We start from the raw sequence: 14,639 nt of genomic DNA on the forward strand, positions 1-14,639 counted from the left end.
TCGATGGCGATTAGCGCTTGCCCTCGGCGATCAGCAGTTCCAGCGCCCTGACCGCGATGGGATACCCCTTGGCGCCAAGTCCAGCCATGACCGTGGTCGCCGTCATGGAAACGTAGGAGCGATGATAGATCGCCTCGCGCCGGTGCACGTTGCTGATATGGAACTCGATGATCGGTCCCTTGAACATCTTCAGAGCATCGAGGAGTGCCAGCGAGGTGAAGGTGAAGGCGGCCGGATTGATGATAATGCCGGCGCCCTCGTCAATTGCCTCATGTACAAGATCGATCAGCTTTTCCTCGCTGTTGGTCTGCAGAAAGACCACGGGCCTGAGGCTTGCCGCCTCCCGGCACCAGGCCTCGACATCCGCAAGCGTGTCATGCCCGTAGATCTCCGGCTCGCGTTTTCCGAGCCGGTTCAGATTGGGTCCGTTGAGGATGTAGATCGGCTTCGTCTCGTTCATCGGCGTCATCCCTGATATCCCATCATACGCGGCAACCACAGAACCAGATCCGGAATGAAGGTGATCAGTATCAGGCACAAAAACATGCCGCCGATGAACGGAAGCGCATCGCGGATGATGTCGCGCACCGGAACGCCGGAGATGTTCGTCATGATGAACAACAACAACCCGTAGGGCGGCGTGACCAGCCCGAGCATGATGTTGACGACGACCACGACACCGAAATGCACCATGTCGATGCCCAGCGCCTGGGCCGTCGGAATGAAGACAGGCACGATGATCAAAAGAATCGCGGTCCCTTCCAGTACACATCCGAGCACCAGCAGGACGATGTTGACGAGGATCAGGAAACTGGTCGGCGTGAGTTCCCAGCCCGTCAGCAACACGCGCAGGCTATCGGGGATATTTTCGATCGTGACGACGTAGTTGAACACGAGCGCGCCCGCGATCAGCATGCCGATCGAGGTGGACGACTTGGCGCTGAGCAAGAGCGAATCGTAGAATGCGCCCCAGCTAATGCTGCGATAGATCACAACGGAGACGAGCAACGCATAGGCGGCGGCAAGTGCCGCGGCTTCGGTCGGTGTCGTCACACCGGAATAGATGCAGCCGAGCAGCAGGACCGGCATCATCAACGCGGGAAACGCGCGCCAGGTGATGCGCGGGATTTCTCTGAGCGCAACGGGCGCTTCGACCGGAAAATTGCGACGGCGCGCGTCATAGGCGACCTGCAGCATTTGCAGCCCGGCCATCAGCAGGCCCGGCACCATGCCGGCCAAAAACAGATAGCCAATCGACGCGTCGGACACCAGAGCGTAGACGATCATTGGGATCGATGGCGGGATGATCGGGCCGATCACCGAGGTGACGGCGGTGAGAGCCGCCGCATAGCTCGCCGGATAGCGCCCGTCCCGCGTCATCATGTTCTGCATCATTCGGCCGCTGCCTGCGGCATCGGCAACGGCCGAACCCGACATGCCGGCAAAGATGATGCTCTGGACAACGTTGACCTGCGCCAGGCCGCCACGAAAGCGGCCGACAAGCACATTGCAGAATGCAAGCAACCTCTCCGTCATCGAGCCGATGTTCATGAATTCGGCCGCAAGGATGAACAATGGCACCGAGAGGATGACATAGTTCGAATACATGCCGTTCAGGAATTGCTCGGCGACGGTGCCCATGTCCGCCCCGACGAGAAAGAGATAGAGAACCGATCCCGTCATCATGGACAGGCCGATCGGCAGGCCGAGGAAAGCCAGGCCGGTGATGACGAAGATCGATATCGAAAAAGGACTGGTAAGGTTCATACGCCGGAGCCCGCTTTGGTGGGATCAAAGGCTTCAGGTGCCTTGCCGCGAATGGCGGCGACACCGAGCCAGATGTAGCGGACGATCATGGCGACCGCGAAGATGATATAGATCGAATAGAGATAGTCGAAGCGTATCTTGAGATACGCCGTACTTTCGACCTTCATGAAGGCGATGTAGTCGATCACCGCCGGCAGCGAGATGCCGAATGCGGCGACCAGCGCGACCGCGCAGATGATCTGCATGACGCGTCGTGCGCCGGCGCTTGCGCTGGCCCAGAAGAAATCGAAGCGGATTTCCTCAACTTCGCGAATGACGAAAGCGGAACCGAAGAGCACGATCCAGATCCACAGCGCCACGCTCGCCTCATGGGTCCAGCCAATAGACAGGTTCAGCAGGTAGCGGAAGGCGATCTGCAGCAGAAAGATCACGAACATGCCCAGCAGCATGAAAGCGAGCAGATCTTCGGCCCGGCGCCTCAACCACTCGGCGATTATTGGAGTTTTATGGGTCATCCAGCGTCACTTTCCTGTTGCATGATGCGAGCCGGCATACCGGCCCGCATCAATGGGTGACCAACGATCAGAGTGCAGCGACCTTTTCAAGGATACCCGCCGGCCAGCTCTTTGCGAGATCCGAGGCGAGGTATTTTTCCTGCGCGAACTTGCGGAAGGCATCGAGATCCGGCTCATAGATCTGAAGGCCGGCCGCCTTGAACTCCTCGACCAGAGTAGCCTCCTGGGCAATGTGCTGCTCTTCGCTCCACATCATCGCCTTGTCGGCAGCAGCCTGGATCTTCGCCTGCTGCTCGGGCGTGAGGCCCTTCCAGACGTCGGCGGAGACCGTCAGCAGGTCATAGCCGATCAGATGCGAGGTCATGACAATCTGCGACATGACTTCATAGAACTTCATGTTCTTGACGTTCGGCAGCGGATTGTCCTGGCCATCGATCGCACCGGTCTGGAGCCCGGTATAGACCTCGGCATAGGCCATCGGGACAGGATTCGCGCCGAGCGATTCACCCAGGAACTGCCAGGCATCGCCGCCCGGCATGCGCAACTTCACGCCGGCGAGATCAGCGGGACCGGTAATCTTCTTTTCAGGCTTGAGACCAACCTGGCGCGCACCGAAATAGGTCGGTCCGAGAATATGAACGCCGGCCTTGTCCTCTGCCATCTTCTTGAATTCCGCCCCGACGTCGCTGGCGAAGAAGGCCCGGACATGGGCCGCATCCCGAAACAGGTAGGCCGACGTCAGCACCGACCATTCCGGTACCTGCTTGGAAATATCCTGAGGCGCGATGTTGCCCATCTGCAGGTTGCCGCGCTGCAGAGCGACCAGTTCCGTGCCCTGCTTGAACAACGTACCGCCATAGAAGGGCTCGACCTTGAAGTCATTCTTCAACTCTTCGGCGAACATCTTCACCATGCCGGCGCGAATATCCTGCTCGGAGAATACCGCCGAGAATTTCAGCGTCACCGCATCCTGAGCGAAGACGGCTGTAGAGCCTGCCATGACCGTAGCCGTGGCAGCCAGGGACGCGCCAAGGAAATGGCGCCGCGAAAGTTCGATTGTCATGTCTTTCCTCCTCAATGTCCCATCCGCCTCCACGGTCGCGGGACTTCTCCTCATCAGAGCGGCCGCCCGGCCGCCCTTTCTAATCTGCTTGCGAGACAGAAACCCCGCTGAAACGAACATCAGCCATGACGTTCATCCCGCATCGGATCCGGATTGGTCAGTGCCAGAAAATGTGCCAGCATGCGATCCACATCCGGCTCGCGCCCAGTAAACAACCGGAATGCGCCGACCGCTTGAAACACAGCCATATCGCCGCCATGCGCCACGTTGCAGCCGCGTGCGCGCGCCTCGGCCAACAAGGCCGTCTCCAGCGGGAAGTACACCACCTCAGACACCCAGAGTTCACCCCGCAGGTAACGCGCAGGCAGCGGCAGACCGGGACGTTTGTCCATGCCGGTCGGCGTCGCATGCACGAGACCGGTCGCCGTGCGCATCGCCTGCTCAAGGTCACTGCCGGCTCTAACGCTTGCCTGCGGGAAATGGCCTGCCATCGTGTCTGCCAGCTGGCTGGCACGATCACTGTCGACATCGAAGATCGTCAGCAGTTCCGCACCCATCTTCAAGATCGCAAACGCGGTTGCGGCACCGGCACCGCCAGCACCCAACTGTACGACGCTTGCCAGATCGGCGTGTGGCAACTGGCGACGGAAGCCCTCGGCAAAACCCCACCAGTCGGTATTGTGGCCGAAGCGTTTGCCGTCGCGCAACACCACCGTGTTGACCGCACCCAGCATTGCGGCATCGTCGGAAAATTCGTCCAGCAACGGCATGACCGTCTGCTTGCACGGATAGGTGATGTTCAGACCACAGAAACCCTTGTTCTCCGCATCGCGGATCAGGTCATTCAACATGTCTGGTGTGTAGCCGAGTGTATCCAGGTCGAGGAGGACATAGTCATAGCCGAGCCCCTGCGCCGCTCCTTCCGCCATGTGCATGGCCGGCGTGAGCGAACGCTGGATTGCTGAACCGATAAGGCCGGCACGCTTCGTCTCGATGATGATGGCCGTTCCTCCTCACTCTCCCGCGTGATCGTGCCGGAAGCCAGAACGACCAGCAGATCCACCGCATGTTCCGCAGGCCAATCCTCCATTGGCCCGGGCGCATCCTCCGATCAACAAATAATGTACGAACTAGTTCGTGTCAATTCTCCAGCGGTTGATCACCAGCATCAAGATGACTAAGAAATGGGAAAGGCAGCAGCCAAACGGCGCGCTTTGCTGCGCGCCCTTGAGCCCGCACCGCATACAGGGAGTTGGGACGACCATGGCCAGAACAGCCAGCGATGCACGCAAGAACGATCCGGAAAAGACCAAGGAGAATATCCTGGACATCGCGACTGCGGAATTTGCCGAGTTTGGCCTGTCGGGCGGTCGCGTCGATGCGATCGCCGAGAAGACCCGCACCTCCAAGCGCATGATTTATTACTACTACGGCAGCAAGGAGGGCCTGTATCTGGCCGTCCTGGAGAAGGCCTATCGAAAAATCCGTTCGCTGGAGGCAGATCTGGAATTAGCCGACATGCCCGCGGAGCAAGCGCTGCGGCAGTTGATCTCGACGACCTTCGACCACGACGAACGCAATCCCGATTTCGTTCGCCTGGTCAGCATCGAGAACATTCATCATGCCATGCATATGAAACGTTCAACCGAGATCGGTGACCTCAACATCTCCGTCATCCGCACCATCCAGACAATATTGGATCGCGGCCTGCGCGAAGCCACCTTCACACGCAAGGCCGACGCAATCGATCTGCATATGCTGATCAGCGCCTTCTGTTTCTTCCGCGTGTCCAACCGCTACACATTCGGCACGATCTTTCATCGGGATCTCTCCGAACCGGGCCTCTACGCGCGTCACAAGCAGATGATCTCCGATGCGGTGATCGCCTACCTGCAAAACCCGTAGCACCGTATCGCGCAATCGGATCATCGGACATTCCCGGAAGAAGCCGGCAGACCTCCCGGCGATATTGCCTATGTGCAACACCTGCCCGACTATATGCGCCAGGCACAGAATACGCGTTGCGCATATTCCACCGGCTAACCAATTGGCTGGCCAACCGGAATGGGGATCGAGGCCATAGCAACAGCAAACGTGATGCCGCTCGTGGCTGCATCGTCGGTCTTGCCGTTTGGAGCAGGTCCGCCCTATAAGGCCCGATGACGTCTGATTCAAAGATCTTCGTGGGCCTGAAGCCTACTCGTAAAAAGCCGACACCGCATCGCAAACCAAGTGGTCCAGCATGCCAATGGGACGGTTGCGAAGCCGTTGGTACGCATCGCGCTCCTGTCGGGAGGGATGCGGAAGGGCTCTATCTGCGGTTCTGTCCTGATCATGTCAGGGAATACAACAAGGGTTACAACTTCGCGACGAACCTGTCGGATCCAGTGACTGCGCGCTACCAGAAGGAAGCGGCAAACGGCACCCGCGCGACCGAAGGGACCAGCATCAAACCGCCGTCCGAAACCCCGCTCCCGTCCACGGAGCGCTCGGGTTCGGCGAAAGCGACCAATGCCCGCAAGACTGCGCAACAGCGCCAGGCTGCGGTAGCTGAACTCCAGCGGCGCCGGCTCAAGGTGCTTGAAGCCAAGGCATTCGACACCCTCGGCCTGTCGCCGGATGCAACGCCGGAAGAAATCAGAAGCCGCTACAAGCAGATGCTCAAGATGCATCATCCGGACGCGAACCACGGCGATCGCAATTCGGAAGACAAGCTTCGTGCTTCGATCGACGCACACAAAATCCTGAAGCTGAACGGCTTCTGCTGAACGCTCAATCTTGTGCTGTTCCTTGGCATGCCGGGACCACAATCCGCACTGCGGATCGAAGCTTGACGAGGGCGGCTCTCTCGGAGGCGCCCGGCGGGCCGTCACACGTCGCAATCGCGCGTGCCACTGGCGATTTTCGCAGGTTCCAACGCATTGATTTTGCTTGGCGCAATTTCCGATACGAAATTGAAGTGGGGCTTTGGTTTCGCCACTGCGTATGCGGTTATGGTTAACCGAATTTGACCGGATTGCTGGAAATTGGGGGCTATACGCCCATGAAGCGATTCCGCTTCCTTAGTTCAGTTAGATTGCCACAGATGACTGGAATTTCCAAGGGCCCAACGCACACTGACGAAAAAAATACGTAAATGCGCTCGAAGACGTAGCTTTCCATGATTGAAGAAAGCGGCCGGCGCTACGTTACCGTTTGGCCTTCTTGTCGTGCGACGTTACCAAACGACAAGTGTCCTTACCGCAGCAACATCGCAAGGGCGTCCGGGTAGACGTCCAATGCGGCACGACAGCCCCATCCAGCGCGAACGGCCTCAACCGCACTTCTGATGCAGCAGTAAAATGCTGCATTCGAAAACCGCATACGAGTTCATAACGGCCATCACCTGAAACGCGCGAACCTTCCCCCCTCTCCCCTTCCCCGCAGAGACCGGGCACCAATCATCCCGACCGGGAGAGCGTGCATTGCCGACCGCCTAGCCCAGGCTTTGTGAATACGTCTATTTATAAGATGGCGAACTATACCGCGCTTCCGCCGCTTTCCGTGCGGCTTGCCGCCAAGCCAACTGGGCGTCGACAACAACAAGCGGTTCTTGCGATCGCAGAATTATAGTTCGGCTGCTCGATCGATGATCGTTTGCCGCATCCCGTGAACTACAGTTGGCCTCCTAGATCTCCAATGGGGCAGCACCAACAGCGCGACTCATAAACCGCGACCCACTTATGTTGACAGCTGTCAACAGTCGTTCTTGCCAACCCACTTGATAGAGCTTACCGCTCTCAATCGCCATGCCCGGCAGCTTGGAGGCAATGCCTGCAGGGCCGCAGCTGGAACTCACATCATCGACCTACAGCAAGCCCACACCCTCCCAATCGATCAGCCATCCCCGCAAGACACGAGCAATGAAGGAGCCGTCAAGAACGACGGCTTGGCCAGCACACCCACCCGCTGGACCAACTCTATACGTCATCTTTGCCGTGCGCCGAAAGCGCGCCCCGCGAATGGTTTGTTAACGGTCGTATATCACAATAGGCCACAACTCTGGCGCGCCTTGTTTCAGGGTTTTCTTTCATGAGATATATTGACAACCAACTTCTGACATTTTATTGCTGACGAAATTCAATATTCGTCATCATTCAGGAATGCAGATGCCTCACGTCATTGAAGCTGATCAGGAGCAGACGCGTCACGACAATGTCGTGCGTATTCTCGCAGCGGCTGAGCGCCTGTTCAGACACTACGGATATGCCAAGACGACGGTCGCCGACATTGCCAAGGATCTCGGCATGTCGCCGGCCAATATCTACCGTTTCTTCGCGTCAAAAGTGGAAATCCATCAGGCGCTGTGCGCCCGGATGCTGAACGAGAGCCTTGAGCTGGCGCGCGCATGCGCTGCCCTGCCACTCAGCGCCGAAGAACGGCTGCGGCGCTATTCCATGGGCCACTATCAGTATACAGTCGAAACCATGCTCGATGCCGAAAAGGTGCATGAGATGGTCATCGTCGCCATCGAGCGAGACTGGCAGGTGGTGGACCAGCACATCGACCAACTTCAGGCTATCGTGCGCGACATAATCGCTGACGGCATGGCAAACGGTGAATTTACGAAGGGTGACCCGGAACTGGCATCTCGCTGTTTTGGCGCTGCCACATCCGCGCTGCATCACCCGCAACTCGTGGCCCAGTGCATTGGCAAGGGCAATCGCGCCAATGCCGAACAATTGACTGAATTTTCGATCCGGGCCCTCAAGGCCTGACCCGAGAGCGAGCCTCGGAGGCTCGACCCGGCATCCAGTGTTTCAGGAGAGTATGTTTATGACACCGCGTCCAATCGAACTATCGACCCCCGGCCGCAACAAGCGTGGGCGAATTGTGCGCCTGCTTGCGCCGTTGGTGATGACAATCGCGCTGGCTGCCTGCTCCGACGACAAGGCCGAAGTTTCCGAGGCACCGGCGATGCGCCCGGTCAAGGTCGTCGAGGTTGACGCCGCCTCACCGGCCCGCGAAATGCGCTATTCCGGCGCGGTAAAAGCCCGCAGCGAGGCCGCGACCGGCTTTCGTGTTGCCGGAAAGATCATCGAGCGAAATGTCGATATCGGCGACAGGGTCAATCCCGGCGACGTTCTCGCCCGCATCGACGCGACAGATTATGAACTGCAGGTGCGCAGCGCAGAAGCCAGCCTTGCATCGGCCCAGCGTCAGGTCGAGACCACCGAATTTGCCCTGAGGCGCGCTGAAGCGCTCTACAAGCAGCAGGTTACCACCAAGGCCCAGCTTGAGCAGGCGCAGCTTTCCTACAACCAGGCGACATCGACGCGTGACAGTGCCCGCTCGAGCCTCGAGCAGGCACGGAACCAGGTTGGCTACAGTGAACTCAAGGCAGACAAGCCCGGCATCGTGACCGCGATCAACGCGGATGCCGGTCAGGTAGTCTCGGCCGGCAGCCCCGTCGTGACGGTTGCCGCTGACGGCGAAAAGGAAGTCCTGATCGCCGTTCCGGAGAACGAGATTTTCGCCTTCACCACCGGCAAGGTCGTCGACGTGACGTTTTGGTCGAATGCCGGCGTCACGCTCAAGGGTACCGTTCGCGAAGTCGCCGGCTCCGCCGATGCCAGCTCTAGGACATTCGCCGTTCGCATTTCGCTTCCCGAAGATGCCCGCGTACTGCTCGGCATGACCGCCGGCGTGATCGCGACAACCCCGACCGCCGACAATCACTACAGCCTGCCATTGTCTGCTTTGGCACGCGACCCGGGCCAGCAGACGATTGTCTGGACGGTCGAACGGCTCGACGGCACGGTCCATGCCCGGCCAGTCAAGGTTGCCGAATTCACCGACGTCGGGATCAAGGTCTCGGAAGGCATCCGCCCCGGCGATCTGGTGGTTGCAGCAGGCACGCAATTCATGGCGGAAGACATGAAGGTCAAGCTTCCCGAGGGCGTATTGTCCCATTCGGCAGAAGCCGCGGAGCCTGCCGTCACCGGCAGCACCAGCGAAACGCCCTGATCCCGATCCCTTCCCGTTCCTCCCGCGCGGACCATTGCCATGAACACCCCACCCGTCGACCACGGCTCCTTCAATTTGTCGCGTTGGGCGATCGGCCATCCCAGCATGGCACGCTTTCTGTTCGGCCTCATCCTGATCGCAGGTCTTTTCGGCCTGATGCGCATGGGCCAGAAGGAAGATCCTGATTTCACCTTCCGCGTCATGGTCGTGCAGGCCTTCTGGCCCGGCGCGTCGTTGACCGATATGCAGGATCAGGTGGTCAACAAGATCGAGCGCAAGCTGCAGGAGACGCCCTATCTCGACTGGGTCAAATCCTACACTCGCGCCGGCTCGGCCATCATCACGCTTCAGGTCAAGGGCAATACGGACGCAAACGACGTGGCCGATGCCTTCTACCAGGTGCGCAAGAAGATCAGCGACATCGAGAACGAACTGCCCGAGGGCTTGCTCGGCCCCTATTTCAATGACGAATTCGGCGACACCTATATCACACTCTATTCGCTGACCGGAAACGGCTACAGCTATCCGGAACTGAAGAACTACGCGATCCAGGCCCGCGACGTACTGCTCTCGACGGCGGGCGTGGAAAAGGCGGTGATCCTCGGCGATCAGCCGCAGAAGATCTTCATTGAAGTGTCTTCCAAGGCACTTGCGGAGCGCGGTCTCACCTTCACCGATCTGCAGAATGCGCTGGCTGGCCAGAATGCGATTGACGCCACTGGCACGATCGATACCGGCGAACGCTCGGTGCGCATCGCCGTCGACGGCGGTTTCAGCGCCGCCGAAGACATTCGCGAACTCCGCCTTAAGGCAGGCGACCAGATCACACGCCTCGGCGACATTGCCACAGTCACCGAAGGCCTCGAGGATCCCTATCAGCGCAAGTTCCGCTTCAACGGCCAGGATTCCGTCCAGGTCGGCGTGGTGATGACCAAGGGCTTCAAGGTCACGGATGTCGGCAAATCCGTCGAAGAGACACTGTCCCGTTTCGAGGCAAGCCTGCCGCTTGGCGTCGAGGTATCACAGATCTCCAACCAGCCGGAAGTCGTGGAAGAGGCCGTCGGCGAATTCATGAAGGCTCTCGGCGAGGCCCTGCTGATCGTGCTGGTCGTGTCGTTCATCTCGATCGGCTGGCGCTCGGGCCTGGTTATCGCCATTGCGATCCCGCTGGTGCTGGCGGCCACTTTTGCCGTCATGTACCAGTTCGGGCTCGACCTTCAGCGCATTTCGCTTGGCGCCCTGATCATCGCGCTCGGGCTTCTTGTCGATGACGCGATGATTGTCGTGGAACTGATGGAACGAAAACTGGAGGAGGGGCTGCACAAGATCGACGCGGCGAGTTTCGCCTATTCGTCGACCGCCTTCCCGATGTTGACCGGGACACTGATCACCATCGCCGGCTTCATTCCCGTCGGCTTTGCGGAATCGACCGCAGGCGAATATGTCCGGTCGCTCTTCTATGTCGTCGGCATCTCGCTGGTCATATCCTGGTTCGTGGCCGTCTATTTCACGCCTTGGCTCGGCTACATGATCCTCAAGCAGAGACACCATGCCGGCAACCATCACGATGCTTTCGATACGCCGTTTTATCATCGGCTGCGCTCCACCGTTGTCTGGGCGGTCAAGCATCGGCTCATCGTGATCCTGCTGACGCTCACGGCGTTCGTCACCAGTCTTTGGGCCTTCCAGTTCATTCCGCAGAACTTCTTCCCGCAATCCTCACGGCCGGAAATCCTCGTCGACCTTTGGCTGCCGGAAGGCACTTCGATTTCCGAGGTTGAACGCCAGGCGACCATTCTCGAGGGCCGGATCCTCAAGGAAGACGACCAGCGGTTTGTTGCGACTTATATCGGGGAGGGGGCACCGCGCTTCTTCCTGCCGCTCGACCAGCAGCTGCGCAATCCGAACTATGCCCAGCTTCTGGTCATGGCCAAAAACGAAGAGGGACGCGAGCGCTTGATCACCAAGATCCGCGACATGCTCGCAGCCGATTTCCCGGACATCCGCGGCAAGGTCGACCGCCTGTTCCTCGGCCCTCCAACGGGCTGGCCGGTCCAGATGCGCGTTTCGGGACCGGACCGCGCCGAGGTTCGCCGGATTGCCGACGAGGTGAAGAAGGCCTTCAACACCAACCCGGTCCTTCAGGCCGTTCACGACGATTGGCTTGAGCCAGTTCCGGCGATGAAGCTGGTCGTCGATCAGGATCGCGCCCGTGCGCTCGGCGTTACCTCGCAGAGACTTCGCCAGATGCTGCAGGCGACAATGAGCGGCGCACCGCTGGCGGACGTTCGGGCAGGGGAGGAGACAATCTCGATTGTCGCCCGTGAACCGGAGGAGAGCCGCAAGCTGTTGACAGCTGTCAACTCGATCTACATCCCGACTGACAACGGCACCTTCGTACCACTGTCCCAGGTCGCCAAGGTCGTGCCAACTCTGGAACAAGGCATCGAATGGCGTCGCAACCGTCTGCCGACCATCACGGTCCGCGCCACCCTTCCGGATGGCATTCAGTCGAACGACGTCACGATGAAGATGTTCGCCGAGCTCCAGCCTCTGCGGGATCGACTGCCCGCCGGATATCAAGTCGAGATCCAGGGCGGAGCCGAAGACAGCGCCGAGAGCCAGAACTCCATTGCCGCGAAAGCGCCGATCATGCTGCTGGTCATCGTCGTGCTGCTGATGATCCAGCTCCAGCACTTCGGCAAGGCGATGCTGGTTCTGGCCACCGGACCGCTCGGCATTATCGGGGCGTCGGCCGCGCTGCTGATCTCCGGCGCCCCCTTCGGCTTCGTCGCGATCCTTGGGGTCATTGCCCTTCTCGGCATCATCATCCGCAACTCGATCATCCTTATCGACCAGATCGACCAGGACATTGCGGCGGGCATGGAACGCTCTGAAGCGATCGTTGGCTCGGCCGTACGACGCTTCCGCCCGATCATGCTGACAGCAATGACCGCCGTACTCGCGCTGATCCCGATCTCGCGTGGAATCTTCTGGGGTCCGCTCGCCTACGCGATGATGGGCGGTATCCTGGTTGCGACGGTCCTGACGATCCTGGTTCTGCCGGCAGCCTATTCCCTGTTCTTCGGTCGCGCGCCCAAAAAGCTGGCGACCGAATAAGGGGGAGGGAGGGGACCCCAAGCCCCCCCACGTCTGCATTTTATGGGCGATTGATCAATCGGCCAGACATGCTAAAATTAGGATGAAGACCGCGCCGTGCGCGGTTTTCATTTTGCGACGCGAAAACCCGAAGTCGTTGGAAACTAACGCGTCTATCATATCGCTAAAACAGCTTTCGTACGCCTTGCATACGATTAAAATCTGCAATTTTTCTGCTGTCCTGGGCCAATTTCGCCAATTTCCAGTCCAAAATGAAGTGATATTGCGGCAGAATCTCTCTTTACAACGTTTTTTAAGCCGATATGACGTTGGGCATGCGGGCCGCGACGACGAGCCTACACAATGGCCTCTTTACGACAGCCATGGTGTTTTCGTCGCCTCGGTACGCCGGAATGGGGTTTAACGCCCTGTTTTGCAAAACACTGGGCGCGAAACACGCGCCACGGAACCAAAAGAACCGGCGACCGGACAGTCATTGTCCAACGCCACTGGGAGACTGCTCATGAAATACAAGTTTGGCTTTGCCGCCGCAGCATTGCTCGCGGCTACGTTCCTGTCGAGCGCTGCGAGCGCCAAGACCTTCGTCTATTGCTCGGAAGGTTCGCCGGAAGGCTTCGACCCGGGCATGTACACCGCTGGCACGACATTCGATGCGTCGGCGCATCCGGTTTACAGCCGCCTGATGGAATTCAAGCCTGGCACGACCGAAGCCGAAGCCGGTCTGGCTGAAAGCTACACCGTGAACGCCGAAGGCACCGAATACACCTTCAAGCTGCGTCCGGGCGTCAAGTTCCACACCACCGAATTCTTCACGCCGACCCGCGAATTCAATGCGGACGACGTTCTGTTCTCGCTGGAGCGCCAGATCAAGGCCGATCATCCGTGGAACCAGTATGTAGCAGGCACCTCCTGGGAATATGCCGCGGGCATGGGCTTCCCGGAACTGATCAAGTCAATCGAGAAAGTCGATGACCTCACGGTCAAGATCACGCTCAACAAGCCGGAAGCACCTTTCCTCGCCAACCTGGCGATGCCGTTTGCATCGATCCTGTCGAAGGAATACGCCGACAGCCTCGAAAAGGCTGGCAAGAAGGAACAGCTGAACCAGATGCCGGTCGGCACGGGTCCGTTCTCCTTCGTCGGTTACCAGCAGGACGCGGTCATCCGCTTCAAGAAGAATGCTGACTACTGGGGCGGCGCACCGAAGATCGACGATCTCGTCTTCGCAATCACCACCGATGCTGCCGTTCGCTACCAGAAGCTAAAGGCCGGCGAATGCCACCTGATGCCGTTCCCGAACGCAGCAGACGTTGCCGCGATGAAGACCGACGAGTCGCTGACCGTCATGGAACAGGAAGGCCTGAACGTCGCCTACCTCGCCTACAATACGACCCAGGCTCCGTTCGACAAGCCGGAAGTCCGCAAGGCTCTGAACCAGGCGATCAACAAGCCGGCCATCGTCGATGCCGTCTTCCAGGGCATGGCAACACCGGCCAAGAACCCGATCCCGCCGACAATGTGGTCCTACAACGAAGCCACGCAGGACGACGCTTACGACCTCGACGCCGCCAAGAAGGCGCTCGAAGCCGCTGGCGTCAAGGATCTGTCGATGAAGATCTGGGCAATGCCGGTATCGCGTCCCTACATGCTGAACGCACGCCGTGCGGCTGAAATCATGCAGGACGACTTTGCCAAGATCGGCGTCAAGGTCGAGATCGTTTCCTACGAATGGGCGGAATATCTCGACCGTTCGAAGGCCAAGGATCGTGACGGCGCCGTCATGCTCGGCTGGACCGGCGACAATGGCGATCCGGACAACTTCCTCGACACCCTGCTCGGCTGCGAAGCCGTAGGCGGCAACAACCGCGCTCAGTGGTGCAACGAAGAGTTCAACGCCCTGGTCAAGAAGGCCAAGGTCACGTCCGATCAGGCTGAACGCACCAAGCTTTACGAAGAAGCCCAGCTCGTCTTCAAGCGCGAAGCACCTTGGGCAACCATCGACCACTCCCTGTCCATCGTTCCGATGCGCAAGGAAGTCTCTGGCTTCGTTCAGAGCCCGCTCGGTGACTTCACCTTCGAAAACGTCGACATCGCCGAGTAATCGGATACGAGACGCAGTCGCCGCGGGCCAAAACCCGCGGCGATTCTCGTTAAGCTCCACCGGACAA

General features: G+C 59.2%; 11 protein-coding genes. 6 read left to right on the top strand and 5 right to left on the bottom strand.

What is annotated here, in order from left to right; genetic code table 11:
- Nucleotides 1-10 precede the first annotated feature (10 nt).
- The 5 genes from IM739_RS19910 to IM739_RS19930 all read right to left on the bottom strand — a co-directional run bounded on the left by IM739_RS19910 (nt 11) and on the right by IM739_RS19930 (nt 4,274).
- Nucleotides 11-460 (bottom strand): type II 3-dehydroquinate dehydratase, encoded by a 450-nt coding sequence (locus IM739_RS19910; RefSeq protein WP_237371547.1) that lies wholly within the window; start codon nt 458-460, stop codon nt 11-13.
- Nucleotides 461-465: 5 nt separating this feature from the next.
- Nucleotides 466-1,767, bottom strand: coding sequence for a TRAP transporter large permease (locus IM739_RS19915; protein ID WP_237371548.1), 1,302 nt, complete (start codon nt 1,765-1,767; stop codon nt 466-468).
- Entirely contained in the window at nt 1,764-2,282 is a 519-nt protein-coding gene (locus IM739_RS19920; protein WP_237371549.1) for a TRAP transporter small permease, read from the bottom strand. Before IM739_RS19920 ends, IM739_RS19915 begins: the two co-directional genes overlap by 4 nt.
- A 67-nt stretch (nt 2,283-2,349) precedes the next feature.
- Nucleotides 2,350-3,345 (bottom strand): TRAP transporter substrate-binding protein DctP, encoded by a 996-nt coding sequence (dctP, locus tag IM739_RS19925; RefSeq protein WP_237371550.1) that lies wholly within the window; start codon nt 3,343-3,345, stop codon nt 2,350-2,352.
- Between the two features lie 119 nt (nt 3,346-3,464).
- Complete coding sequence (locus IM739_RS19930; protein ID WP_336886419.1) at nt 3,465-4,274, bottom strand: shikimate dehydrogenase; 810 nt, start codon at nt 4,272-4,274, stop codon at nt 3,465-3,467.
- Nucleotides 4,275-4,608: 334 nt separating this feature from the next.
- On the opposite strand from IM739_RS19930, the gene IM739_RS19935 reads away from it, so the two are divergent.
- The 6 genes from IM739_RS19935 (at nt 4,609) to IM739_RS19960 (ending at nt 14,572) form a co-directional block, all read left to right on the top strand.
- Nucleotides 4,609-5,250 carry a TetR family transcriptional regulator gene (locus tag IM739_RS19935; protein WP_007600712.1) on the top strand — a complete coding sequence of 214 codons (642 nt, stop codon included), beginning with the start codon at nt 4,609-4,611 and terminating at the stop codon, nt 5,248-5,250.
- Nucleotides 5,251-5,504: 254 nt separating this feature from the next.
- On the top strand, nt 5,505-6,113 hold the full coding sequence (locus IM739_RS19940; protein ID WP_007600711.1) for a J domain-containing protein: 609 nt from the start codon (nt 5,505-5,507) through the stop codon (nt 6,111-6,113).
- Nucleotides 6,114-7,493: 1,380 nt separating this feature from the next.
- The gene (locus IM739_RS19945) at nt 7,494-8,102 is read left to right on the top strand and encodes a TetR family transcriptional regulator (protein WP_007600710.1); all 609 of its coding nucleotides are present in this window, start codon (nt 7,494-7,496) and stop codon (nt 8,100-8,102) included.
- 139 nt (nt 8,103-8,241) lie between these two features.
- Complete coding sequence (locus IM739_RS19950; RefSeq protein WP_052023421.1) at nt 8,242-9,351, top strand: efflux RND transporter periplasmic adaptor subunit; 1,110 nt, start codon at nt 8,242-8,244, stop codon at nt 9,349-9,351.
- A gap of 39 nt (nt 9,352-9,390) precedes the next feature.
- Complete coding sequence (locus IM739_RS19955) at nt 9,391-12,471, top strand: efflux RND transporter permease subunit (RefSeq protein WP_237371551.1); 3,081 nt, start codon at nt 9,391-9,393, stop codon at nt 12,469-12,471.
- A 502-nt stretch (nt 12,472-12,973) separates the two neighbouring features.
- Nucleotides 12,974-14,572: an ABC transporter substrate-binding protein gene (locus tag IM739_RS19960; RefSeq protein WP_237371552.1), complete on the top strand. Its 1,599-nt coding sequence runs from the start codon at nt 12,974-12,976 to the stop codon at nt 14,570-14,572.
- Nucleotides 14,573-14,639 lie beyond the last annotated feature (67 nt).

The organism is Rhizobium sp. SL42, from assembly GCF_021729845.1.
In the GTDB taxonomy this organism is placed as follows: domain Bacteria; phylum Pseudomonadota; class Alphaproteobacteria; order Rhizobiales; family Rhizobiaceae; genus Allorhizobium.

What these genes read in the sequence shown, in the direction of transcription:
- IM739_RS19910 (WP_237371547.1), bottom strand. Translation starts at nt 460, where the DNA reads ATGAACGAGACGAAGCCGATCTACATCCTCAACGGACCCAATCTGAAC.
- IM739_RS19915 (WP_237371548.1), bottom strand. Translation starts at nt 1,767, where the DNA reads ATGAACCTTACCAGTCCTTTTTCGATATCGATCTTCGTCATCACCGGC.
- IM739_RS19920 (WP_237371549.1), bottom strand. Translation starts at nt 2,282, where the DNA reads ATGACCCATAAAACTCCAATAATCGCCGAGTGGTTGAGGCGCCGGGCC.
- dctP (WP_237371550.1), bottom strand. Translation starts at nt 3,345, where the DNA reads ATGACAATCGAACTTTCGCGGCGCCATTTCCTTGGCGCGTCCCTGGCT.
- IM739_RS19930 (WP_336886419.1), bottom strand. Translation starts at nt 4,274, where the DNA reads ATGGCGGAAGGAGCGGCGCAGGGGCTCGGCTATGACTATGTCCTCCTC.
- IM739_RS19935 (WP_007600712.1), top strand. Translation starts at nt 4,609, where the DNA reads ATGGCCAGAACAGCCAGCGATGCACGCAAGAACGATCCGGAAAAGACC.
- IM739_RS19940 (WP_007600711.1), top strand. Translation starts at nt 5,505, where the DNA reads ATGACGTCTGATTCAAAGATCTTCGTGGGCCTGAAGCCTACTCGTAAA.
- IM739_RS19945 (WP_007600710.1), top strand. Translation starts at nt 7,494, where the DNA reads ATGCCTCACGTCATTGAAGCTGATCAGGAGCAGACGCGTCACGACAAT.
- IM739_RS19950 (WP_052023421.1), top strand. Translation starts at nt 8,242, where the DNA reads ATGACAATCGCGCTGGCTGCCTGCTCCGACGACAAGGCCGAAGTTTCC.
- IM739_RS19955 (WP_237371551.1), top strand. Translation starts at nt 9,391, where the DNA reads ATGAACACCCCACCCGTCGACCACGGCTCCTTCAATTTGTCGCGTTGG.
- IM739_RS19960 (WP_237371552.1), top strand. Translation starts at nt 12,974, where the DNA reads ATGAAATACAAGTTTGGCTTTGCCGCCGCAGCATTGCTCGCGGCTACG.